Raw genomic sequence first — 23,993 nt, forward strand, 5'->3', positions numbered from 1 at the left:
ATAAAGGAGAACCACCCATGGATTACAACCAGACCGTCCATCTGCCCCAGACCGACTTCCCCATGCGGGCGGGGCTGCCCAAGCGTGAGCCGGACATGCTCAAGGAGATGTACGACCACGACCTGTACCACAAGATGGTGAAGCGCAACGAGGGCAAGCCCAGCTTTGTCCTTCACGACGGCCCTCCGTACGCCAACGGCAACATCCACATCGGTACCGCCCTGAACAAGATCCTCAAGGACATGATCGTCAAGCACAAGAACATGACCGGCCACTACGCCCCCTATGTGCCCGGCTGGGACACCCACGGCCTGCCCATCGAGTCCGCCGTTCTGAAGGACAAGAAGGTAAAGCGGGACGAGATGACCACCGCCCAGTTCCGCACCAAGTGCCGGGAGTACGCCGAGGGCTATATCGCCAAGATGACCGGGCAGTTCCAGCGCCTGGGCGTGCTGGGCGAGTGGGAGAACCCCTATATCACCCTGCTGCCCGAGTTTGAGGCCAAGCAGATCGAAGTCTTCGGCAAGATGGCCGAGAAGGGACTTATCTACAAGGGCATGAAGCCCGTGTACTGGTGCCCCGCCGACCAGACCGCTCTGGCTGAGGCCGAGATCGAGTACGCCGACGATCCTTGTACCACCATCTTTGTCAAGTTCCCCGTCCGGGACGACAAGGGCAAGCTGGGCCAGTACACCGATCTGAAGAAAACCTACTTCGTGATCTGGACCACCACCCCCTGGACCATCCCCGGCAACTTCGCCATCTGCCTGAACGCCGAGTTCGACTACGTGCTGCTCCAGGTGCCCAATGGCGACGTGTATGTGCTGGCCAAGGACCTGGCCGAGAGCGTGTGCAAGGCCGCTCACATCGACTATGAGGCCTGCAAGGTGCTGGCTACCCTGAAGGGCAGCGAGTTTGAGCTGATGACCGCCACCCACCCCCTGTTCGACCGGGAGTCCGTCATCCTCAACGGCGACCACGTCACCCTGGACGCCGGCTCCGGCTGCGTCCACACCGCCCCCGGCTTCGGCGCCGAGGACTTCCAGATCTGCCAGCAGTACGACAAGGCCGGCCTGACCCACATCGGCGTGCCCGTGCCCGTCAACGCCAAGGGCGTCATGACCGACGAGCGCTACAACGGCCAGTTTTACGCCAAGGGCAACGACATGGTGGTGGAGGACCTGGAGAAGGAAGGCTTCCTGGTTGCCAAGGAGAACATCACCCACTCCTACCCCCACTGCTGGCGCTGCAAGAATCCCATCATCTACCGTGCCACCGAGCAGTGGTTCTGCTCCGTGGACGCCATCAAGGACGCCGCCGTCAAGTCCTGCGACTCCATCCAGTGGAAGCCCGAGTGGGGCAAGGAGCGCATGATCTCCATGATCTCCGAGCGCTCCGACTGGTGCATCTCCCGCCAGCGCGTGTGGGGCGTGCCCATCCCCATCTTCTACTGTGACGACTGCGGGGCCGACATCGTCACCCCCGAGACCATCGCCCACGTGGCCAAGCTGTTCCGTGAGCACGGCTCCAACATCTGGTTCGACAAGGAGCCCAAGGACCTGCTGCCCGAGGGCTTCGTGTGCCCCAAGTGCGGCAAGACCCACTTCTCCAAGGAGACCGACATCATGGACGTGTGGTTCGACTCCGGCTCCACCTGGGCCGCCGTCGCCGCTGAGCGTCCCTATCTGAAGTACCCCGCCGACCTGTACCTGGAGGGCGGCGACCAGTACCGCGGCTGGTTCCAGTCCTCCATGCTTACCTCCATCGCTGTCAACGGCGTGGCTCCCTATCACCAGATTGCCACCCACGGCTGGACTGTGGACGGCGAGGGCAAGGCCATGCACAAGTCCCTGGGCAACGCCGTCTCCCCCGACGAGGTCATTAAGGAGTACGGCGCCGACATGCTCCGCCTGTGGGTGGCTTCCGCCGACTACACCCAGGACATGCGCATCTCCAAGGACATCATGAAGCAGCTCTCCCAGGCCTACCTGAAGATCCGCAACACCGCCCGCTACATGCTGGGCAACCTGTGCGACTTTGACCCCGACGCCAACCTGGTGCCGGTGGAGCAGATGATGGACCTGGACCGGTTCGCCCTGGCCTCCTTCAACGAGCTGGTGAAGACCGCCCGTGCCGCCTATGACAAGTACGAGTTCCACGGCGTCTACCGTGCGGTGTACAACTTCTGCGTGGTGGATATGTCCAACTTCTACCTGGACATCATCAAGGACCGGCTGTACTGCGGCACCGAGGCCGAGCGCCGCTCCGCCCAGACCGCCCTCTATTATATCCTGGACGGCATGACCCGTCTGGTGGCCCCCATCCTGGCCTTCACCTCCGACGAGATCTGGCACGCCATGAAGCACGCCAAGGACGTGGACGCCGAGAGTGTGCTGCTCAACGACATGCCCGACGACAACGCCGCCTTCACCCTGGACGCCGCCGCCCAGGAGCGCTGGAACAAGCTGGTCAGCCTGCGGGACGCCGTCAACAAGGCTCTGGAAAACGCCCGCAATGCCGGCGTGTTCAAGAAGGCCCAGGACACCGAGGTCACCATCTCCGTGTCCGCTGAGGATGCCGCCGCCCTGGCCGCCGAGGACCTGGCCACTCTGTGCATCGTCTCCAAGGTCACCGTTACCACCGAGGCCGTGGAGGGCGAGAAGAATGAGGACTGCCTGATCCCCTGCACCATCGCCGTCAAGCTGTCCGAGGCCCCCAAGTGCCCCCGCTGCTGGAACCACAACGAGCACATCGGCACCGCCGGCCACCATGCCGAGCTGTGCGACCGCTGCGCCGCCGTGGTGGGAGAATAACAGGCACAGCTCGGCCTCCGCGAAGCGGGGCGCGCGTCAGCGCGTCCAAGCGTTTAAACACGATCAGAAAAAGGACGCCGGGCTATGCCCGGCGTCCTTTTTTATATAGTTACTGCGGCGCTTCCCGGTTCAGAGTCTCATAGGTCTGCTGGTCCTGGGCCGCCTTTTCCTTCTGGCCCAGCCCCTCATAGGTATTGGCCCTGATCTGATAGGCCACCGCCAGCTTGGAATTTAACTTGATGGCACGGTTGCTGCTGGTCAGCGCCTCCTTCCAGCGCTTCAGCTCATTGAGGGCACTGCCCACGTTTGCGTGATAGAGCGCCTCCTCCGGCTTTAGCCGGGTCGCCTTGCGAAAATCGGCCAGCGCCGCCTCCTGCTGTCCGCGGCTCAGATAAAACACGCCCCGGTTGTTGTACGCCCGCTCATAGTCCGGGTCCAGCTGGAGGGCCTTCTGGTAGTTCTGCAGCGCCTGCTCATCCTGCCCGAGATTTTCCAGCGCGTCAGCCAGCACGGTGTGGATCTCGGCGCTGGGCAATCCCAATTCCAGAGCTCGGCCGCAGTCGGCCTGGCTTTTTTCATATTCCCCATTGATACAATAGGCTCTGGCGCGTAGGGTATAAAGGATCTGTTGATCGGGCGTCAGCGCAATGGCATGGGTAAAATCGCTGATAGCCAACTCATGTTCCTGTTTCTGCATGTACATCAGGCCACGGTTGCGGTAGGCCTGGCTGTTTTCCTCTTGTTCCAGCGATCGGCCATAATCCTCGATGGCCTCCTCAATCTGCCCCAGGTAATAGCAGCAGTTGCCCCGCTGCAGGTAGAGTTGGCTGTCTTCGGTACCCAGCTCGGCCGCCCGGGTCAAATCGTGGCAGGCCAGTTGGTATTCGTTGGCCTGGTAAAACAGCATGCCCCGTTCCCGGTAGGTCTGGCCATCCTCACCGTCCAGCTCCAGGCTCCGGTTAAGGCGCTGCAGCTTGGCCTGCTGGTTCTCATCCAGGGCCCGGAGGATTCGGCTCTGGTCCTCACTTGGGTCGGTCATGGCGCGCAGCTGCGCCTGAAACGCGCCCACTTGCTCCTGATAGTGGGTCACCCGCTGTTCAGCCACCCGCTTGATGCGCTCACAGGGATCTTCATAGCCAAACTTCTGCCCCATAAGGTACATCATTTCGTCAAAGCCCTCAATGGGGACAAAGAAGCCGTCGTGCTGCTCCACCACCTTCTGGATCTCCGCAGGGGGTTCCTCATGGCGGTAGCACCAGTACAACCCATTGAGCTTCTGGGTATCTTTGAGGAAGTCCATCAGGCTGTGATCGCCTCCGGCGTAGCCGATGACCACAGGAGTATAGCGCTTGAATGCCTCCCGCAGGATCTCCTTCCACTGCTCCGACAGACCGTTGACCTGCTCGGCCCGGTTGAGCGGGCCAAAAAACAGTCCCCGGTGGATCTTGGCCACAATGGGCCTGCGGGTATTGAAATTGATATACTGAGCCAGCAGTTCATGACTGATCACAATGGGCTTTTTTTGCGTGTAGATAAACAGCGCGTCTTCCACCAGGCTGTCAAAGTTGGTGGTGATGACCAGGTTGTTTTCCGTGGAGGCCAGCAGCGCAGCCAGGGGATAATAACCCAGGCTGGGCTGGGCCTGCTCCATGGCACGCTCCAAAAAGGCCGAACCATTGTGATAGTCGGGGAAAAAGCGCAGCGCGTACAGGTCAAAATAGGCCTTGCTGGAGGGCTTGGTCTTACGTACCCCCAGCCGTTTTTTCAGCTGCTGGATCTCCTGCTGGGTATAGCGCTCCAAGATCTCCTCGTGCCACTGTTTGGCCAGTTCCTCCCCTGTGGGGATCCCCGAGGTCTTGGAAGCTCCAGCCCCCAGGATAAAACAGTAGCGCTTTTCGTTCTGGCAGCCCTCCCGCATGGTATTGAGAAAGAGGTTGAGCGGCAAAATCCGGCTCTCGTCCAACATCCTCACCGCCTTTTTGATTCTTTCTGCCAGTATACCAACTTTTTCTAGCTTCTTCAACCTTATTCGACCGCGGATTTCCCCGGTTGTCTCTCCACCGCCGGCGTGATACAATAGAAACCATCCGAGTTTGACAAAGGAGCTTTTTTGCATGATCTACGTCCTTTTCGTCGTGGCCCTGGTGGCCCTGGACCAGCTGGTCAAATTCCTGGTGCGGACCAACCTCGCGCTGGGGGAGGGAGTACCCTTCCTGCCCCATATTCTCCAGCTGACCTATGTACAGAACACCGGCGCGGCTTTTTCCCTGTTTGAAAACCACACCTGGATCCTGACCCTCATCTCTCTGGCTGTGTCCATTCTTCTGGCCGTGCTGCTGGTGCGCCGGGTTTTTCCCCACCCTGTGGCCATGTTTACCCTGTCGGCGGTGCTGGCCGGGGCGGTGGGCAATCTCATCGACCGGGCTTTTCTGGGCTATGTGACCGACATGTTCCAGACCCTGTTCATCACCTTCCCCGTATTCAACGTGGCCGACATCTGTGTGGTGGTGGGAGGCATCGCGTTCTGCGTATATTATCTGTTCTTTGACGGCAAGGGGGAGAAGGGGCATGACGCCGCTGCTGCTGACCGCTGACCGGGCGGGGGAACGGGCTGACCAGCTCATTGCCCGCCTGGTGCCCGAGCTCACACGCTCGGCAGCCCAGCGCCTGCTGGAGGAGGGGGCGGTGACCCTGGCAGGCGCGCCGGTGAAAAAAAATTATAAGACCAGCCCGGGGGATACGCTCTGCGTGACTTTGCCGGAACCGGAGCCGGTGGACGTGCGCCCCCAGAACATCCCCCTGGATGTGGTGTATGAGGACGACGACGTCATCGTGGTCAACAAGCCCGTAGGGATGGTGGTCCACCCGGCGGCGGGCCATCCGGACGGCACATTGGTCAACGCACTGTTATATCACTGTGGAACATCACTCTCCGGAATCAACGGAGTGCTGCGACCCGGCATCGTCCACCGCATCGACCGGGACACCTCCGGCCTGCTGATCGTGGCCAAGAACGACTTTTCCCATCAGAAGCTGGCCGACCAGCTTCTGGACCACTCCCTCTACCGGGAGTATGAGGCGGTGTGCGTGGGCGGACTGCGGGAGGACACGGGCACGGTGGATGCCCCCATTGGCCGCCACCCCACCGACCGCAAAAAGATGTGCGTGGACCGGAACAGCGGCCGGCGGGCGGTGACCCACTATACGGTGCTGGAGCGCTTTGCGGGCTATACCCACATCCAGTGCCGGCTGGAGACCGGCCGCACCCATCAGATCCGGGTGCACATGGCCTATCTGGGCCACCCCCTGCTGGGGGACACGGTATACGGCGCGAAAAAGCCCTGGCCCGGCCTGGCCGGACAGTGCCTGCACGCCCGGCGGCTGTCCTTCGTCCATCCCCGCACCGGGGAACGGGTGACGGTGGAGTGTCCGCTGCCCGCCTATTTCACCGGGGTGTTGACAAAGCTCGCCCGTCTGGTATAAACTTTTTCTGAACCGCAGATCAAATCCAATCGAATCGCAGGGGCGCTGGACGCAAGTCCGGCTGAGATCAGGGCGTATGGCCGCCCGTGTCCCTTGAACCTGATCCGGGTAATGCCGGCGTAGGAAGAGCATTCGGCTGTTACTGGTCGTTTCTCCCATACCGCATTGCGCTTCCCGGTTTGCGCTGCGGTATCTTTTTTGGGAGGAAGGATCCTTATGACAACAAGCAACCGCAAATCCCATCTGGCCGTGCGCGCCCTGTGTGAGGGGGCCGTCATGGTGGTACTGGCCCAGGTCCTGGGCTACCTGAAGCTGTGGGAAATGCCCTGGGGCGGTTCCATCTGCCTGTCCATGCTGCCCATCTTCTTCTACGCCTGCCGTTGGGGCGTGGGACGGGGCCTGCTGGCCGGGTTCGTGCTGGGCGTGCTGCAGTTCATGTTTGACGGCGGCTTTGCCCTCGGCTGGCAGTCCATCATCGGCGACTACCTGGTGGCCTTTACCGTGCTGGGACTGGCCGGACTGTTCCGTGGCCGGAACTGGAGCATTTTCGCCGGCACCGTGCTGGGCTCTGCGGCCCGATTCCTGGTCCACTACGTCGTTGGGGCCACCATCTGGGCCGAGTACATGCCCGAGACTTTCTGGGGCATCAGCATGACCATCCCCTGGCTCTACTCTCTGCTCTACAATGGCTTTTACATGGTCATCGACCTGGTGCTGTGCCTGGTGGTGTTTGCCCTGCTGTACAAGCCTCTGCGCAAATATTTCCTGGCGGAGGACATCCGTCCGGTGAAGAATTAGGTGATATTATTTGGGTAAATTCGACGGCGTGCTGCTGGTCAGCGATTTCGACGACACCCTCTACGGCGCGGATATGACGGTAGCCCCTGTCAACCGGGAGGCCATCCGCTTTTTTGTGTCGGAAGGGGGGACCTTCACCATCGCCACCGGACGGGCCCATCCCACCTTTGCCCCCCACGCCCGGATCGTACCCATCAACGCCCCCGTCATCCTCTCCAACGGCTCGGCCCTGTATGACTTTGACCGGGATGAGATGGTGTACGAGACCTTTTTGCCCGACCGGGCCCGGGAAGACCTGCAGCAGGTGGCCCGGGACATCCCGGAGATCGGCTTTGAGGCCTACCACCACGACGATATCTACATCTATCAGCCCAACGCCGTCACACGCCGCCATTTGCTCCGGGCGGGGATGGATGCGGCGGAGGTGCCCATCGCGGCGATGCCTCTGCCCTGGAGCAAAGTCATCCTCCAGCAGAAAAACGACGTGCTCCGCCGCACCCAGCAGTACATGCTCCAGCGGTGGGGAGAGGAATATGAGGTCATCTTTTCCAACGCCGTACTGCTGGAGCTTACCCGGAAGGGGAGCAACAAGGGCGGCATGGTGGACTACCTGGTGCAGTACCTGGGCATAGACCCCAAAAAGGTCTACTGTGTGGGCGACAACCAGAACGACATCCCCATGCTGGCCCGGTCGGCCATCCCCTTTGCCCCTTCCAACTGCGCCCAGGAGGTCAAGGACTGGGGCGCACAGATCCTGTGCTCCTGTCAGGAGGGCTGTCTGGCCCAGATCATCCAGCAGCTGGACCGCATTTATTGACACAAAACAAAGACGCCGCCCGCCGGGAATCCGGTGGGCGGCGTCTTTATTTTTCCTTTTACAGGGCTTCCAGCGTCCCGGCCAGTAGCAGGGCATATTCCGGCAGAGCATCCAGTGGGGCCCGCTCGTCCACCGAGTGGGCGTCCAGGATCTCCGGTCCGGTGCTCACCATCACCAGTTCGGGGGCCTTTGCACGAAATACCGAGGGCTCCAACCCCACATGGACCGTACCGATCTCCAAACCACGGCCGGTCTGGGCCCGGAACACCCGGTCCATCTCTCCCGCCAGAGGGTTGTCCCTCTGGCCGGGCCAGCCGGCGTAGCCCGTCACTGTACCGGTAAAACCATGGGCGTGGGCCAGGCTCTCATGGCGGCGGGCCATCTCCTCTTCCTCCGTCACCCGGGCAGCCCGGAGAAAGGCGCATACCTGCAGCGCATCCCCGTCCCGGACTACCCGTCCCAGATTGGCCGAACTGCCTACTACGCCCGGGAACGCCGGGTCCATGGCATACACCCCATGGTACAGGCCATTGAGGAAGGCCAGCACGTGGGCCTGGAATCCGGGCTGCCACACCCTCTCCGGGGCAGAAACCGGCCGGCATACCGCCGTCAGTCCCGGGTCGGTCTCCCGGTAGCGGGCCAGCGCCTCCTCCAGCAAGGTCAGTTGAGGCTCCGTTTGGCAAAACACCACCGCACGGGCCCAGGAGGGGATGGCATTATGGGTCAGTCCCCCCTCCAGCAGGGCCACCCGGCCCCCCGGCAGGCCGGCCAGCCAGGCACTGAGCAGCTTGATGGGGTTGGATCTGCCCCGGTTGATGTCATCCCCCGAGTGCCCCCCCAGGCCGCCTGCCAGGTCGATCTGCCAGGCGGGAAGGGCGGGGGCTGGCTCGGTCTCCACCAGGCGGGTCCAGGTCTCCCGCCGGCCGCCGGCCGAGCCTACAATGGCCCGGCCCAGATGGAACCCGTCGGTATTGAGCAGGCACTCCGCCCCGGCCAGCCAGTCCGGGGACACCTGTTTGGCCCCTTCCAGTCCCACTTCTTCGGCAGTAGTGAACAGCAGCCGCAGCGGACCATGGCGCACCTGACCGGTGGAAAGCAGCCACAGCACCACCGCGTTGCCCAGATTATTGTCCGCCCCGAGGGAGGATCGGCCGTCGCTGCGCAGATATCCGTCCCGGGTCACGACGCTTACCGGATCATGCAGCGGATCAAACCCGCTGTGAGGCGCCACGGCGCACACCATATCCATGTGTCCCTGCAGGATGAGCCGGGGAGCGCCTTCCCGGCCCGGGGTAGCCGGCACATCAGCCATCACGTTCCCCGCCCCATCCCGGACCGGTGAGAGTCCAAGCGCACGCAGGTATTCCATAAAATCCTCTCCCACGGCCTGCTCGCAGTGGGAAGGATGGGGGTGGCGGGACAGGCGGACAAATGTATTCACAATGCCGTCAATGACCGTAGTCCGGCCGCCTAGGCGTTCGAGTAATATCATGAGACGATCACTTCCTTGCCTGCCATTGTACCACGCTTTCCCGGGACATGCCAGTCCAAAGCTAACTCAGCGCCTCCCATATCCCCAGGGCTACCAGCAGCGCGCCGGACAGGGGCAGGGCATAGCGGCCCAGCAGCCGCCCAGCCAGGCGGCCGCCCAGCAGCCGCCCAGTCCCCAACGCAGCCAACGTGACCAGAAAGTTGGCCAGGGCCGCCCAGCCTGGGGCAATGCCAGAGGCGCCGGCAGCCACCCCGATGCCCGCGTTGTTTACCGCCAGGGCTGCCCCCAGGGACAGGCAGTCCCAGATCCCGGCCGGGCCGGCCTGTTCCTGGGGACCTTCCGCGGTCCCCAGGCTACGCAGCCAGTCCAATACCAGCCACAGCCCGATCCCTACCAGAGCCAGCCCACCCAGCAACCCGGGCAGCCGCCCGGAAAAGGCCCGGGCCGTCCCCACCCCCAGTATCAGCGACAACCAGGTGATAAAAGTAGTCAGTCCCGCCAGCAGCAGGGCCTGGCTCCACTTCAGATGTACGCCACGGGCAGCATAGCCCATGGCCAGCAGCACTGTATCCAGATTGCAAGCCGCGGCAAACAGCACCGCGGCTGCAAATACACTCAGCCAATGCATAGCACTCCTCCTGTTCCGTCCATCCTATTCCGGAAGGACGGCGGGGGTGCGGGGGTGGCTTTTTTATGGAAGGTGTGGTATATTGATTAGATAAGCATATAGCAAAAGGAGGCTGCCCATGAGCGCCAAAGAAGAATTCCTCCAAATTTACCGGGAGAACATCCACCGGGAGGGCTCCGACGCCCTGCTGGACTATCTGGAGCATAAGAGCGACTTTTTCACCTCTCCGGCCTCGGCCCGCTTTCACGGCTCCTACGCCGGCGGTCTTTGTCAGCACAGCGTCAATGTCTACCGCTGCCTGTCAGCCTACCTGGAGCGGGAGCGGGTGCGGGAGCTCTATGCACTGGACTATACCCCGGAGAGCGTGGCCCTGGTGGCTTTGCTCCACGACGTGTGCAAGATCGGCTGCTACAAAGGCGGCACCCGCAACGTAAAGGGCCCGGACGGCAAGTGGCAGAGTGTGCCTACTTTCTACTACGAAGATAACCTGCCCTACGGCCACGGAGAAAAGAGCGTGTACATTCTTTCCGGCTTTCTCCGTCTGAGCCGGGAAGAGGCCATGGCCATCCGCTGGCACATGGGCTTTTCAGGGGACGAGGACAAGCGCCTGGTAGGCCAGGCCCTCCAGCAGTATCCGCTGGCCTTTGCCCTCAGCGTGGCCGATATGGAGGCCACCTATTTCCTGGAACATGAGGAGGCGTAATCCCTTGGCCAAACGCGAAAATGATCTGGGGCGCGACCCCGTAGGCAAGCTGCTGCTGCGCCTGGCGCTGCCGTCGGTGATGGCCCAGCTGGTCAATGCCCTGTACAATATTGTGGACCGGATGTACATCGGCCATATTCCGGAAGTGGGGGATCTAGCCCTCACCGGCTTGGGCGTGTGCTTCCCGGTACTCATGTTCGTCTCCGCGATCTCTGCTCTGGTAGGTATGGGCGGCGGCTCCCGTGCGGTGGTGCGTATGGGAGAGGGGAAGGAGGACCAGGCCAACGCCATTCTGGGCAACTGTACCACCCTGCTCATTCTTCTTTCCGTGCTGGTAACGGTGGGCTTTCTGGCCGTTAAAGAACCCATGCTCTACCTCTTCGGTGCCACTGACAACACCATTACCTACGCCAGCGACTACCTGACCATCTATCTGTGGGGCACCATTTTTGTGGAGCTGGCCCTGGGGCTCAACTTTTTTATCACTGCCCAGGGTTTTTCCACCATGTCTATGGCTACGGTGATCATCGGCGCAATTATCAACATCGTGCTGGATCCCATCTTTATCTTTGGACTGAACATGGGCGTGCAGGGCGCTGCTCTGGCCACCATTATTGCCCAGGGTGTTTCGGCAGTGTGGGTCTTGCGCTTTCTCACCGGTAAGCGCACTAAGCTCCGGCTGCAAAAGCGCTTTTTCCGTATCAATCCCAAGGTGCTGGCCCCAGTGCTGGCCCTGGGTGTGTCCCCCTTTATCATGAATGCCACCGAGAGTCTGGTGAATATCGCCTTCAACACCTCTCTGAAGGCCGCCGGCGGCGACCCCGCTGTGGGTGCCTTTACTATCTGTTCCAGCATCATGCAGGTGTTCTTCCTGCTGCTGCAGGGCATTGCACAGGGTGCACAGCCCATCATCGGCTTTAACTACGGCTCCGGCCAGCTGGACCGGGTGAAGCAGACCTTCCGGCTGCTGCTCATCTGCGCGCTGGCCTTCAGCTGCACCGTGTGGGCCGCTCTGGAGCTCTTCCCCGGGGCGTTCGTGGCCCTGTTTAACGACAAGCCTCAGCTGGTGACCATCGCGGTACGCTCTTTGCAAATTTATGCCGGCGGTATGTTCATCCTGGGCATCCAGACCGGCTGCCAGCAGACCTTCGTTGCCCTGGGGCAGGCCAAAATCTCCCTGTTTTTGGCCCTGCTGCGCAAGGTCATCCTGCTCATCCCGCTGATCTATCTGCTGCCCTTGTTTTTCTCCGACCAGGTATTCGCCATCTTCCTGGCTGAGCCGGTGGCCGATATCCTGGCTGCCCTCACCACCGGGTCGCTGTTCTTCTTCCGTTTCCCCCGTATCCTGAAACACCGTCAAGAGCAGTTAGGCACTTAAATCTTCTTGTCTAGTATATAGAATCGTGCTATACTGTTTTTACCATTCTTATGAAGGAGGATCCATATGAACGCATTGACCAAGCGCGGCCTGGCCCTTGTATGCGCAGCCGCCATGCTCAGCACCGGGACTTCCGCATTTGCGGCAGAGGAGAGCTCTTCCGGCATTGCCGTTCAGCTGGACGGGCAGACTCTCAGCTTTACCGACGTGGTTCCGGAGGTAAAAGACGCGCGTACCTTTTTGCCTTTCCGCGCCGTATTTGAGGCCATGGGCGCCCAGGTGAGCTACTCCGCCTCCAACCAGACCGTTACCGCCGTCCGGGACGGCACCACTGTTACCATGGCCCTGGGTGGAACGACCGCTACCGTGGAGCGGGACGGCGTGACCTCCACCATCACCATGGATGTAGCCCCCTACGCCCACGATAACCGCACCTTCGTGCCCGTGCGCTTTGCCGCCCAGGCCTTCGGCTGCACCGTGGGCTGGGATCAGGACGACCAGACCGTCATCCTCATTGACACCGAGAAGCTGATAGAGGATACCCTGTCCAAGTACAAGTTCACCTATCTGGACCAGTACACCCAGTACAGCCAGAAGTTCAACACGGGCATCTGGGATTTTGACGCCCAGCTGAATGGCAGCCTGACCATGATGGGCTCCGACCCGCTGACCCTTACCGGCACGGGGGAGGGCACTGTGGCCGATGCGATGAAGATGGCCATGGACCTGGGAATCAAGCTGGACCTGAAGGCCTTTATGGAGAGCCTGAACGAGCTCTCCGGCATGGGCGCAACGGAATGGACTACGGAAGACCTGGCCCTGCTCAACGACCTGAAGACCAACGGCATCAACATTCAGCTGCGGGGCGACATGGAAGAGGGCAAGCTCTACTTTACCGCTGACAGCCAGCTGCTGGAGATGTCCGGCCTGCCCGCCGACACCTGGTACTCCATGGACCTGGGGGCGCTCTATGGCTCCATGGGCATGGACTATACCAGCCTTATTTCCGCATCCATGGACATGGATTACACCACGCTCATTCCCATGCTCCTGTCCGTAGGCGAAGAGCCCACCGACTGCACCAGCGCCTATTCCGACCTGGCCACGGCAGTCAATCTGGTGGCCGGTCTGTTCTGCGATGACGCCTTTACCGCCAACGGGGATGACCGTGTCCTGCACTACGTTTTCAACCAGGACGGCGTAAATGCTGTGTTCACGTTTACCCTGCATCTGAAAGACGACGCAGTAACGGGCTATGACCTGTCCGTGACCTGCGATGTGGAGGACGAGCAGGCCCCCGTCTCCCTGACCCTGGAGGCCGGCATGGACGCCAAGGACCAGATGACCGCCTCCTTCACCCTGGACAGTGGTGAGACTATGGCTATGGAGATGACCCTTACCGGCGGCTATACCAAGGGCAGCACTGCCCCCGTCACTGAGCCTCCCGCCGGTGCCACAGTAGAGGAACTGGTCGATACTACCACTGCCGTAACTCCTTGATTTCATGACAAAATAACAAGCGCCCCGGCCAATGGCCGGGGCGCTTCTTTCGTTTTAAAACCCAAAATCTGCCCGGCGGCGGCGCAGCAGTACCAGAGAGAGCAGGCAGGAGAGCAATTCGGCCAACGGCACGGCCAGCCACACGCCGGTCACCTCCAGCAGCCGGGGCAGCAGCAGCAGTCCCAGCATCAGAAAACCAAAGGTACGGGCAAAAGAGATGACCGCCGAGGTCCGCCCATCCCCCAGGGCGGTAAAGAGAGCGGAGGCAAAAATATTCACCCCTGCAAAAAGGAACGCGGGGGAAAAGCGGCGGAACCCGTCCAAAGCGATGGCATATACCGGAGTGCCGGCGGGGGAGAAGACCCCCACAATCGTGCCGGACAGCGCCAACGCCAGCAACAGGATGCCCAGAGAGGAGAGCAGAATAAAGCGCACACAGTATCCAAATACCCGGCGCATTCGGTCATACCGCTCGGCCCCCCGGTTAAAGCTGAATACCGGGGCCACCCCCATGGAGAAGCCTAAATAGAGGGCAATGAGCAGAAACTGAGCGTAGAGCACGATGGTGATGGCCGATACTCCCGCCTCTCCCAGATACTCCATCATAATGGCGTTGAAAAGGAAGGTCGTGACAGCGGCGGACAGATTGGTCACCATTTCGGATGAGCCGTTGAAGCAGGCCTGCCCCAGCATGCGCACATCCCCGTTGGGCCGGCCGAAGCGCAGCCCCTGCCGCCGCAGCAGGAAGAAGAGCACCCCCACCACCGCCGGGATACAGTAGCCGGTAACCGTGGCCACGGCAGCACCCAGGATGCCCATTTGAAGCGGTCCCATATACAGCGCGTCCAGTACGCCGTTGGTTACTCCGGCCGCCACAGCCAGACACAGCCCCAACCCCGGCCGGCCGGCGGTGACAAAAAAGCTCTCAAACAGCAGCTGGAGCATGGCCATGGGTGCAAAACACAGCTGTACCCGCAGGTAGGTCGCCGTATCGGCCAACAACAGGTCGCTGGCTCCCAGCAGCCGGGCCAGCCGCTCGGCCCCCAGCGCGCCCAACAGGCAGATACACAGACCGATACACACCGCGGTCAGAGCCAGAAAGCCAAAGTCCCGCCGAGCCTCTTCCATCCGGCCGGCCCCCATTTTGTGGGCCACCACCGCGCTGCCCCCGGTGCCCAGCATGATACCCATGGCCAGGGTCACACTGATGGCCGGATAGGCCACATTGGCCGCTGCCAGAGCGTTGGCTCCCACCAGACGGGAAATGAGGATGCCGTCCACAATGGTATACAGGCTGGTGACCAGCATCATCACAATAGTGGGCAGGGCAAAGCGCAGCAGGCCGGTCAGGGTAAAGTCCCGGTCCAAACGATTGGTCATAGAAATCCTCTCTTTCTCTTGTCTTTCCGGTAGGTAGGGTATATGATAAACCATCGGGTAACCCGATAGTCAAGAGGGAGGTTGGCGCCATGCACAGACCCGCCCGTTTTACGACAGGAGAATTTGCCGCCCTGTGCGGTGTAAGTAAACACACCCTGTTCCATTATGACGCGGTTGGTGTGCTCTCCCCGGCGGAAAAGGGGGAAAACGGCTACCGCTACTACACGCCCGCCCAGCTCGAACTGTTCCAGGTCATCGCCGCTCTGAAGGAACTGGATATGCCGCTGGCTCAGATTCGTTCCTATCTGGACCGGCGCAGTCCGGCGGAGCTGGTAGCTCTGTTGGAAGAGGAGCAGGCCGAACTTACCCGCCGTCTGCGCCGTTTGGAGCAGATGCGCCGCTTTATGGCCGGCCGGGCGGAGCTGACCCGTCAGGCTATGGCCTGTACCCCCGGCGTGGTGACCGAGCAGGAACAGCCCAGGCGCTGCTACGCGGTCACCCCTGCCGACGGACTGACGGACGCACAGGAATTTGCCCGGGCTCTGGCCCGCCACACCCGCTACTGCACCCAGCACGGGGTCGTCAGTCCCTATCCCATGGCCAGTCTGCTGCCGGCGGAGGCCGCCCGGCGGGAGGACTGGAATGGCTATACCCATTGCTGCACCCGCATCCCACGGCCCCGAAAGGATCTGGAGTTGTTTACGGCCCCCGCCGGCCGCTACCTGACCTTGTGCCATGCCGGAGGCTTTGATACGGTACACGAGAGCTATCGCCGCCTGCTGGAGGAGGCCGAGCGGCGGAATTTGCAGCTGGGGGAGTGGTTTTTGGAGGATGTGCTGCTGGATGAGCTCTGCGTGCAGGGTTATGAGCAGTACCTGTTGCAGCTGTCCATCCTGATTTTGCCGACGGAGCGTTGCCCGGAAGGAAGGCATCTGGTATAATGGCCTTATGGAAAGGGGGCGTTCCCATGCGGAAGATCACCTGCGCCGACTGTGGCCGGCGATATGACTATGATGTAGACGATTTCTGCCCAAAATGCGGCAGCTACAATCCGCCGCCGGATACCGGGGCCACCCGGCTGGAGCAGGAGCTGCTCTCCCGCTTTCAGGACGGGCAGAAACAGCAGACCCGCTCGGCCCGAACCCGTCCGGCTCCGGGCCGCACCCTGCCGCGCCCTCATACCCCGCACGCCGGGGGAGAGGAACGCCGCCGGTCCTGGCTGGTGGCGATCGTGGTGGTGGTGATTGCCGCGCTGGCGGCATTCTTGTTCCCCATCCTCGCAGTCAATTTTGCCTCCCTGAGTACGGGTTTGCCCGAAACCGGATGGAGCATCGCCGTACCTGAACCTGACACGCCGGCTCTGGAAGCCCATCCCACGGACAGCCTGCCTCAGGATGGTGTGCACGAACCATATGAGTCTTTCCGGATGAACGGGACCCAGGATATAACCGTGGGCGAACTGTGGGAACCCTACCTGAGTGACGAGCTGGCAGCGCTGTATGACGACGCCCGCTGTGTGGCACTGGACCTGGAGGTAACCGGGGGCTATACCCGGTATGATCTGTACTTTTTCACCCCCTTCCTATCCCTGTCCGACGGCACCCAGGTTTATGCCGAGACCGACTGGGACCTTTTGGACGCCTTTTATGAAGTGGGGCTGGAGCCCGTCACCCCTTACGACGCCCAGTGGGCCGACCCGCTGTACGGGCAGATGATCTTTTTCCTGCCCGACGACTGCACCGGAGATGTGACATTGGTGCTGCCCGAGGCGGCCCCCGGTGATGGGGAGGAGGATCCCCCCGCCGCCTACCACCTTATAACGCTCCAGCTGCCCTGGAGCACTTCAGAAGCTTTTTGACAAAGGAGCGTTTTTTACCTTGCAGAACATCACTTTGATCGGCATGCCCGGCTCTGGAAAGAGCACCGTAGGCGTGTTGCTGGCCAAAACCCTGGGCTTTCAGTTTATTGACACCGACCTGCTGATTCAGCAGCGGGAGGGCGCGCTGCTCCAGCAGCTGCTGGACCAGCGCGGCACCCAAGGCTTTCTGGACGCGGAAGAGGCGGCCATCCGCTCTCTGTCCTGCGAGCGCACCATCATCGCTCCCGGAGGCAGCGCCGTCTGCCGGGCGGGCGCCATCGACCATCTCAAACAGCTGGGCCGGGTGGTCTATCTCCACGTGCCTCTGTCCGAGCTGGAACGGCGGATACGCAACATCACCACCCGGGGCATCGCCATGGAGCCGGGACAGACCCTGGCCGATGTATATGCCGCCCGGGAACCGCTTTACCAGCGCTATGCCGATCTGACCGTAGACGTAGCCGAGGGCAACCGGCTGGAGCAGACGGTGGCTGCCGTGCTCCAAGGGCTCATCGGCTGCGGCTGATGGGGCCACTTGTATTTTCGAGAAATCGTGGTATACTGTAAATTGAACGAATATCACGTGCGAGCCGCCCGCTGGTTTTCCGGCGGGCTTCGTCGTGTTTTCCCCTGCCTCTGCGCGGCAGGGCGCCCCCGCTTATTTGCCCCCCGGCGCAGGAGGGGCCAATTTACGGAAAAGGACGAACAACGACATGACCTTTCAACAACTCGGCCTGAACGAGCCCATCCTGAAGGCCCTGGCCGACCAGGGGTATGAGCGCCCCTCTCCCATTCAGGAAAAAGCCATTCCCCCCGCTCTCACGGGCCGGGATGTGCTGGGCTGCGCCCAGACGGGCACCGGCAAGACCTGTGCCTTTGCTGCTCCCATCCTGCAGCGCCTGGCGGCGCAGCCGGCCCAGGGCCGGCCCATTCGCGCCCTCATCCTCACCCCCACCCGGGAACTGGCCCTCCAGATCCAGGAGAGCTTTGAGGCCTACGGCAAATACTTGCCTCTGCGCTCCACAGTCATTTTTGGCGGCGTGGGCCAGACGCCTCAGGTGGAGCAACTGCGCAAAGGTGTGGATATTTTGGTGGCCACCCCCGGCCGGCTGGGCGACCTGTACAATCAAAAGTTCATCGACCTGTCCCGGCTGGAGATCTTTGTGCTGGATGAGGCCGACCGGATGCTGGACATGGGCTTCATTCACGACGTGCGCCGCATCCTGGGCTGGCTGCCCAAGAAAAAGCAGACCCTTTTCTTCTCGGCCACCATGCCCCCCGAGGTGCAGGGGCTGGTGGACTCCCTGCTGGTGGACCCCGCCAAGGTTGCGGTGGACCCCATTTCCTCTCCTGTGGAGGTCATCGAGCAGAAGCTCTACTGGGTGGATCGGGGCAACAAGACCAAGCTGCTGGCCCACCTGATTCGGGAACGCAAGGTCAAGAACGCCCTGGTGTTTACCCGCACCAAGCACGGGGCAAACAAGGTGGCCGGGGACCTGGTGAAGGCGGACATCACCGCCGCCGCCATCCACGGTAACAAGAGCCAGACCGCCCGGCAGCAGGCCCTGGCCGACTTCAAGAGCGGCCGGGTACAGGTCCTGGTGGCCACCGACATCGCCGCCCGGGGACTGGACATCGAAGAACTTTCCCACGTATTTAACTACAACCTGCCCGATGTGCCCGAGACCTACGTCCACCGCATCGGCCGCACCGGCCGGGCGGGCCACGGCGGCACGGCCATCTCCTTCTGTGACATCAACGAGAAGGACGAGCTCAAGGGCATTGAGAAGCTGATCGGCCGGTCCATCCCGGTGGTGGAGGACCACCCCTGGCCCATGGAGGTCCTGGAACCCCTGCCCCGGGATAAGAAGGGCCGGATCGTCAACCCCGAAGACGCGGAGGCCCGGGCCGCTGCCAAGGAGCGCCGCCGCCAGCGGGACGCGGCCAACAAGGCCGCTGCGGAGGCCCGCAAGGCCAAGGCGGAGACACCCAAGCCCCAGCAGCCCGCCCCCAAAGCCGAGCCCATGGCAGCTCCCGCACCCGCCAAGACCCGGCGCAAACGAGGCCGGCGCAACAGCGCCACGCTGGAGGAGGCTCTGACGGCCACCGCACCCGCCGCGCCCAAGCCCCAGGCGGAGTACACTGACTTCTATAAGCCCGACCCCCTGGCCAGCGACCACATTATGGACGCCACTGCCCGTCTGCTGGCCCCCAAGCCCCGGACCCATACCGACCAGCGGAAGAAGCACGGTCCGTCCGCCGCAGCCCAGTCCGCTCCAAAGGCCGAGCCGCTGGAAAAGAACCGAAAGAAGGCGTCCGCCTCCACCAAACAGACCGACAGCCACGCCCACCGCTCCCGCTCCAAAGGCCGGGGTGGACGGAGCCGTCCCCCCGAGGTGGTACTGCGCACCAACGGGCAGAAGGACTCCACCGAGCAGCCCAGCCTGATGAAGCCCTACTACCTCAGCGATAACTGACCAAAATGTCCCGTCCGCAAATTGCGGACGGGACATTTTTTGCCTGTTTTAGAACGCATGTTTGCATTTTGCCCCCAGATGTGGTATACTTAGGGCAGGAATTTATCCGGAAGGAGGATCTGCCATGAAAACGCTCTCCCCCAAGCAGCAGCAGATCTATGACTATATCATCTCCTTTTCCTCGGAACACGGCTATCCCCCCTCTGTGCGGGAAATCGGGGAGTACGTGGGACTGAAATCTCCCTCCACTGTCCACTTTCACCTGAAAGGGCTGGAGGCAGCCGGCCTTATTACCAAGGCCGAGGGCAAGACCCGGGCCATTACGGTGAGCGCCGCCCATTCCGCCCCTTCGCGGGAGCTGCCCGCCAACCAGGTGCCCGTGCTGGGCAATGTGGCCGCCGGCGCGCCCATTCTGGCCCAGGAGTGCATTGAGGACTACCTCACGTTTGACACCGGCGGGCGGACGGGGGAGTATTTTGCCCTGAAGGTCCGGGGGGAATCCATGAAGTATGCCGGCATCCTGCCCGGTGACCTGGTAGTGGTCCACCAGCAGCCCGAGGCCTACAACGGGGAGATTGTAGTGGCCCTCTTTGAGGATGAGGCCACGGTCAAAACGTTACGCCGGAAAGATGGTCACACCTGGCTCATGCCGGAAAATCCCGACTATGAGCCCATCGACGGTGACGGCTGCACCATCCTGGGCAAAGTCGTCGCGGTGGTCCGGCGGTACTGAGGGGATGGACCGCATCGTATTGGACACTCCAGCAGGCCCTATGGCCCTGGAGTGTGAAGGGGAGGCCCTCACCGCCCTGTATCTCCCATGCCGTCCGATGGGGCCAGCGGGAGCGGAAACACCCCTGCTGAAACGGGGCCGGGAAGAACTGCTGGAGTATTTCCGGGGAAAACGGCGGGATTTTGACCTTCCCCTCGCCCCGAAAGGCACACTTTTTCAACAAAAGGTGTGGAGTGAGCTGGCGAAAATTCCTTACGGTACGGTGACCACATATGGGGAGCTGGCCGTCCGGGTGGGCAGCCCCAGGGCCTGCCGGGCAGTAGGGCAGGCCAACCATAGTAATCCCCTGCCCATTTTTCTTCCCTGCCACCGGGTGGTGGGGAAAAAAGGCGCCCTCACCGGCTATGCCGGAGGGGTGGAGCTGAAGCAATGGCTGTTACGACTGGAGGGTGTTCTATGAAAAAACTGCTGTCTGTCGCAGATGCCTATATTGCTCATATGAACTGGAAGGACCTGGCTTTGGTAAAGTTGTGCCTGTGCGCAGCCGGTGTCCTGTTAGGCCTGTCCGCCCCGAAAAGGGGGAGAAAATGGGCGGCTCTGGGCGCTCTGGCCGTGTTTGCGGCTACCTATCTGCCCCTGATGCGCAAATTCCTTCCCCATCTCGCGGGGGAGATGCGGAAACCGTAAGGGAGGTGCACAAATGGGTAATGAGAAACGCTTTCAGCTGATCTATACCCAAGGGATCAGTGATGTGACCCGCGTTTTGCTGGATACGGCAACGGGTATGCTCTACCTGGAAATGCACAATGGGTACGCCGGCGGGATCACCCCGCTGCTGGATGCCGAGGGCAAGCCCATGAAGTGGAAGCCGGAGGACTGGACATGAGGCTGATTACTTGGAACGTCAACGGGCTTCGGGCCTGTCTTGGAAAGGGATTTCTGGACTTTTTTCACCGTGTCGACGCCGATGTTTTTTGTCTGCAGGAGACCAAGCTTCAGCCCCACCAGATTGAGCTGGAGCTGCCCGGCTACGAAATCTACTGGAACAGCGCCGAAAAGAAGGGCTACTCCGGTACGGCAGTCTTTACCCGGGTCAAGCCGCTGAACGTGACCTATGGCCTGGGCATCCCGGAGCACGACACCGAGGGCCGGGTCATCACCGTGGAATTTGAGGACTTTTTCCTGGTGTGCTGCTATACCCCCAATGCTCAGGAGGGGCTGGCCCGTATCGACTATCGCATGCAGTGGGAGGACGACTTCCGCCGCTATCTCATGGAACTGGACAGCAGGAAACCGGTGGTGCTGTGCGGGGACTTGAACGTGGCCCATGAGGAGATCGACCTGAAAAACCCCAAGACAAACCGGGGCAACGCGGGCTTCTCCGACCAGGAGCGGGAGCAAATGACCCGGTTGCTCTCCAGCGGCTTTGCCGACAGCTTCCGGTCCCTCTATCCCGACCGGGAGGGTGCCTATACCTGGTGGAGCTACCGGTTCAACGCCCGGAAGAACAACGCAGGCTGGCGCATCGACTATTTTATCGTGTCCGACCGCCTGCTGCCCCGGGTGGCCGATCAGATCATCCATGCCGATGTAACAGGCAGCGACCACTGCCCGGTGGAGCTGGACCTGACATAACCGCACAAACAGCCCTCCCACTGCCGGTATGGACAGGGGAGGGCCTTTTTCAAACGAGATGGGAGTAGATAACATGTTAGACGTGACCGCACTGGGAGAACTGCTGGTAGACTTCGCCCCTGTGGAAGCAGGCGGGGATACCGATCCCGTCCTGGCCGCCCGGCCGGGGGGCGCGCCGGGCAACTACCTGGCGGCGCTGAGCAAATACGGCGCCCGTACCGCCCTGCTGGCCAAGGTGGGGGAGGACGCCTTTGGCGCCCGACTCGTGGACACGCTGGCGGCGGCGGGGGTGGAGACCCGTGGCATCCTGCGGGACCCGGACGTCTTTACCACCCTGGCTTTTGTCACCTTGCGGGAAGGGGAGCGCACCTTCAGCTTTGCCCGCAAGCCGGGGGCGGACACCCGCCTGCGCTTTGAGGAACTGGACCTGAGTCTGATTGACCAGGCCAGGTGTTTCCACTTTGGCAGTCTAAGTCTGACCGATGAGCCGGCGGGCTCCGCCACCCGCCAGGCGGTGGACTACGCCAAGGAGAAGGGCAAATGCATTACCTTTGATCCTAATTACCGCCCCCCGCTTTGGCCCAGCCCCGCCCGGGCCCGGGCCGAGATCACCTGGGGTCTGGAGCAGGCCGACGTGATCAAAATCAGTGAGGAAGAGCTCTCCTTCCTCTGGGACTGCGGTCCGGAGGCAGGGGCGCGGCGGCTGCTGGAGGAATTTGGCGCGTCCCTCGTCATGGTTACCCTGGGTCCCAAGGGCTGCTACCTTAAGAGCGGCCAGGGAGCCTGCCTGGTCCCCGCCCCCCGGGTGCGCCCGGTGGATACCACAGGGGCCGGGGATATTTTCTTCGGCGCGGCCATGAGCCGCCTGCTCCCCCTGACCATCCCCTTCCGGTCGCTGGACAGCGACCAGTTGGAGCAGGCGGCTCGTTTTGCCGTCACAGCGGCCAGCCTCTCCACCCAGCGTCCCGGCGGAATCCCAAGCATTCCTTCGGAAGAAGAGGTGCGGGCCCTTCTGGGATGAGTTACTCTTCCAGTCCCAGCAGCACCTGCCCGGATGCCCGGGCAAAGAGCCGGGCGGCCGACAGCGCCTCCTGCAGTGTATTGCCGTGGGTGCCCACCTCCACCAGCAGCGAGCCGGTGGAGAGCTGCTGGTTGTAACGGGAGGAGCGCATGGTCATGGGACGAGCCAGGGTGGGGTAGAGGGTATCCATGCTCTGCTGGAGCTTGCAGGCCAGGGTCAGGTTCTGCGTCCAGTTGGGGTGCTCACCCCCCTCGCTGGAGCCCAGCACCAGCATGACCTGGGCCGTATCCACCCCGTCGATCTGGGTGACGGCCTTGTACACCGTGCCGTCCTCTCCCACCAGAGCATCCCGGTGGACGTCGAGGATAATTTTAATGGAGGGATACTGGGCCAGATAGTTTTTGACGGCCTCCGCCGAGCGGTCATAGGCCCCGTTGTACTGAGGATAGTCATACAGCGTCCGGTCGTGGACCACCGTGAGCCCCATTTCGGTAAAGACCCGCTCCATCTCGTCCCCCACCCGGACCATATTGTAATTTTCATCCAAAGTACGGGAGTTGTTGTCTGAGGGGACGTACACATCCGTACCATCTGGAGTGTAGGCCTCGCTGCCATGGGTATGGATGATAAGGATCTGCGGCCCCTCTTCCGGCAGGGTAATTTGCACCGGTGCAGCTGCCGCAGCCGCCAGGTCCACGTCCAGCCCCGTCCGGTTGTAAAGATAGAGCTTTCCCGCTACTTCATAGCCCTGGGTGCTGGTAGGCACCAGGGTACGGGCCACGATGTCCTCTGGCGCGGCAGTGGTCTCCGGAGGTGGGGTGCTCACATCGTCGTGGTCCTGGGCAGGTTGTCCGGCAGGCAGATCCGGGGTGGCCTCACTCTCATCCGTCTGTACCCACGTTCCGCTGCGCAGCAGCAAGGACTGATCCACCACCAGCCGCTCCCAGCCGTTCAGTTCCGAGCGTGCATCCTGTTTCGTTGCTCCGGGCCCCAGTTCGGCCGCCAAAGCGGCGGTGACAAAGTCGGGATCTTCTCCCAGCTCCTGCAGCACTCCTGCCGCTGTTCCTGTGCCGCAGCACAGCAGCAGCAGCCATGCGGCCAGCGTGACCAGAAACAATGCGCCGCTGCGGCGCAGAATGCGGGACCATTGAATGGGCTGCTTGTTCATGGTACATCATCCTTTGTAACAAGATACTCATTCCTATGCCCTATCCCGGAAGGATATGCCTCCGGCCCAGCCTTGACTTTTTCCGTCAATTCGATATAATGCTCTTACC

The 23,993-nt window shown here is 61.8% G+C and carries 23 protein-coding genes and 1 riboswitch; of the genes, 18 read left to right on the forward strand and 5 right to left on the reverse strand.

The window, feature by feature from the left end:
• The first annotated feature begins 17 nt into the window (after positions 1-17).
• A complete protein-coding gene (gene ileS, locus WMO45_RS08410; RefSeq protein WP_349140203.1) occupies positions 18-2,813 on the forward strand; it encodes an isoleucine--tRNA ligase in 2,796 nt (931 codons plus the stop codon).
• A 109-nt stretch (positions 2,814-2,922) separates the two neighbouring features.
• Here the strand turns inward: ileS and WMO45_RS08415 are convergent, their stop codons facing one another.
• Entirely contained in the window at positions 2,923-4,779 is a 1,857-nt protein-coding gene (locus tag WMO45_RS08415) for a tetratricopeptide repeat protein (protein WP_349140204.1), read from the reverse strand.
• Between the two features lie 148 nt (positions 4,780-4,927).
• On the opposite strand from WMO45_RS08415, the gene lspA reads away from it, so the two are divergent.
• The 4 genes from lspA (at position 4,928) to WMO45_RS08435 (ending at position 7,911) form a co-directional block, all read left to right on the forward strand.
• A complete protein-coding gene (gene lspA / locus WMO45_RS08420) occupies positions 4,928-5,407 on the forward strand; it encodes a signal peptidase II (RefSeq protein ID WP_349140205.1) in 480 nt (159 codons plus the stop codon).
• Positions 5,382-6,296, forward strand: coding sequence for an RluA family pseudouridine synthase (locus WMO45_RS08425; protein WP_349140206.1), 915 nt, complete (start codon positions 5,382-5,384; stop codon positions 6,294-6,296). The genes lspA and WMO45_RS08425 overlap by 26 nt, the downstream gene beginning before the upstream one ends.
• Before the next feature lie 28 nt (positions 6,297-6,324).
• Positions 6,325-6,439: riboswitch (TPP riboswitch) on the forward strand.
• A 73-nt stretch (positions 6,440-6,512) separates the two neighbouring features.
• Positions 6,513-7,094, forward strand: coding sequence for an energy-coupled thiamine transporter ThiT (locus WMO45_RS08430; RefSeq protein WP_349140207.1), 582 nt, complete (start codon positions 6,513-6,515; stop codon positions 7,092-7,094).
• Between the two features lie 10 nt (positions 7,095-7,104).
• Complete coding sequence (locus tag WMO45_RS08435) at positions 7,105-7,911, forward strand: HAD-IIB family hydrolase (protein WP_349140208.1); 807 nt, start codon at positions 7,105-7,107, stop codon at positions 7,909-7,911.
• Between the two features lie 58 nt (positions 7,912-7,969).
• Here WMO45_RS08435 and WMO45_RS08440 read toward each other — a convergent pair whose 3' ends face one another.
• Entirely contained in the window at positions 7,970-9,403 is a 1,434-nt protein-coding gene (locus WMO45_RS08440; protein WP_349140209.1) for a M20/M25/M40 family metallo-hydrolase, read from the reverse strand.
• 61 nt (positions 9,404-9,464) lie between these two features.
• Entirely contained in the window at positions 9,465-10,031 is a 567-nt protein-coding gene (locus WMO45_RS08445; RefSeq protein WP_349140210.1) for an MntP/YtaF family protein, read from the reverse strand.
• 118 nt (positions 10,032-10,149) lie between these two features.
• Between WMO45_RS08445 and WMO45_RS08450 the strand changes: the two genes are divergently transcribed.
• From WMO45_RS08450 to WMO45_RS08460, 3 genes are all read left to right on the forward strand, one after another.
• On the forward strand, positions 10,150-10,734 hold the full coding sequence (locus tag WMO45_RS08450; protein ID WP_349140212.1) for a hydrolase: 585 nt from the start codon (positions 10,150-10,152) through the stop codon (positions 10,732-10,734).
• A gap of 4 nt (positions 10,735-10,738) precedes the next feature.
• Positions 10,739-12,112 (forward strand): MATE family efflux transporter, encoded by a 1,374-nt coding sequence (locus WMO45_RS08455; RefSeq protein WP_349140213.1) that lies wholly within the window; start codon positions 10,739-10,741, stop codon positions 12,110-12,112.
• 66 nt (positions 12,113-12,178) lie between these two features.
• On the forward strand, positions 12,179-13,612 hold the full coding sequence (locus WMO45_RS08460) for a copper amine oxidase N-terminal domain-containing protein (RefSeq protein WP_349140215.1): 1,434 nt from the start codon (positions 12,179-12,181) through the stop codon (positions 13,610-13,612).
• Between the two features lie 54 nt (positions 13,613-13,666).
• Here WMO45_RS08460 and WMO45_RS08465 read toward each other — a convergent pair whose 3' ends face one another.
• A complete protein-coding gene (locus WMO45_RS08465; RefSeq protein ID WP_349140216.1) occupies positions 13,667-14,992 on the reverse strand; it encodes an MATE family efflux transporter in 1,326 nt (441 codons plus the stop codon).
• 89 nt (positions 14,993-15,081) lie between these two features.
• On the opposite strand from WMO45_RS08465, the gene WMO45_RS08470 reads away from it, so the two are divergent.
• From WMO45_RS08470 to WMO45_RS08515, 10 genes are all read left to right on the forward strand, one after another.
• Positions 15,082-15,933 carry a MerR family transcriptional regulator gene (locus WMO45_RS08470; protein WP_349140217.1) on the forward strand — a complete coding sequence of 284 codons (852 nt, stop codon included), beginning with the start codon at positions 15,082-15,084 and terminating at the stop codon, positions 15,931-15,933.
• Positions 15,934-15,959: 26 nt separating this feature from the next.
• Positions 15,960-16,850: a TFIIB-type zinc ribbon-containing protein gene (locus tag WMO45_RS08475; protein WP_349140218.1), complete on the forward strand. Its 891-nt coding sequence runs from the start codon at positions 15,960-15,962 to the stop codon at positions 16,848-16,850.
• A gap of 19 nt (positions 16,851-16,869) precedes the next feature.
• Complete coding sequence (locus tag WMO45_RS08480) at positions 16,870-17,376, forward strand: shikimate kinase (RefSeq protein ID WP_349140219.1); 507 nt, start codon at positions 16,870-16,872, stop codon at positions 17,374-17,376.
• A 187-nt stretch (positions 17,377-17,563) separates the two neighbouring features.
• Complete coding sequence (locus tag WMO45_RS08485) at positions 17,564-19,327, forward strand: DEAD/DEAH box helicase (RefSeq protein WP_349140220.1); 1,764 nt, start codon at positions 17,564-17,566, stop codon at positions 19,325-19,327.
• 124 nt (positions 19,328-19,451) lie between these two features.
• Positions 19,452-20,060 carry a transcriptional repressor LexA gene (gene lexA, locus WMO45_RS08490; protein WP_349140221.1) on the forward strand — a complete coding sequence of 203 codons (609 nt, stop codon included), beginning with the start codon at positions 19,452-19,454 and terminating at the stop codon, positions 20,058-20,060.
• Between the two features lie 4 nt (positions 20,061-20,064).
• Positions 20,065-20,520, forward strand: a complete 456-nt coding sequence (locus WMO45_RS08495; RefSeq protein ID WP_349140222.1) for a methylated-DNA--[protein]-cysteine S-methyltransferase — start codon at positions 20,065-20,067, stop codon at positions 20,518-20,520.
• Positions 20,517-20,747, forward strand: a complete 231-nt coding sequence (locus tag WMO45_RS08500; RefSeq protein ID WP_349140223.1) for a permease of phosphate ABC transporter — start codon at positions 20,517-20,519, stop codon at positions 20,745-20,747. The genes WMO45_RS08495 and WMO45_RS08500 overlap by 4 nt, the downstream gene beginning before the upstream one ends.
• Positions 20,748-20,760: 13 nt before the next feature.
• A complete protein-coding gene (locus WMO45_RS08505) occupies positions 20,761-20,946 on the forward strand; it encodes a DUF6440 family protein (RefSeq protein ID WP_349140224.1) in 186 nt (61 codons plus the stop codon).
• A complete protein-coding gene (locus WMO45_RS08510) occupies positions 20,943-21,695 on the forward strand; it encodes an exodeoxyribonuclease III (RefSeq protein ID WP_349140225.1) in 753 nt (250 codons plus the stop codon). Before WMO45_RS08505 ends, WMO45_RS08510 begins: the two co-directional genes overlap by 4 nt.
• A 73-nt stretch (positions 21,696-21,768) precedes the next feature.
• On the forward strand, positions 21,769-22,716 hold the full coding sequence (locus WMO45_RS08515; RefSeq protein ID WP_349140226.1) for a carbohydrate kinase family protein: 948 nt from the start codon (positions 21,769-21,771) through the stop codon (positions 22,714-22,716).
• Position 22,717: 1 nt separating this feature from the next.
• Here the strand turns inward: WMO45_RS08515 and spoIIP are convergent, their stop codons facing one another.
• Positions 22,718-23,884 carry a stage II sporulation protein P gene (spoIIP, locus tag WMO45_RS08520; RefSeq protein WP_349140227.1) on the reverse strand — a complete coding sequence of 389 codons (1,167 nt, stop codon included), beginning with the start codon at positions 23,882-23,884 and terminating at the stop codon, positions 22,718-22,720.
• Positions 23,885-23,993 lie beyond the last annotated feature (109 nt).

Source organism: Flavonifractor hominis (genome assembly GCF_040095835.1).
Classification (GTDB): Bacteria; Bacillota; Clostridia; order Oscillospirales; family Oscillospiraceae; genus Flavonifractor; species Flavonifractor hominis.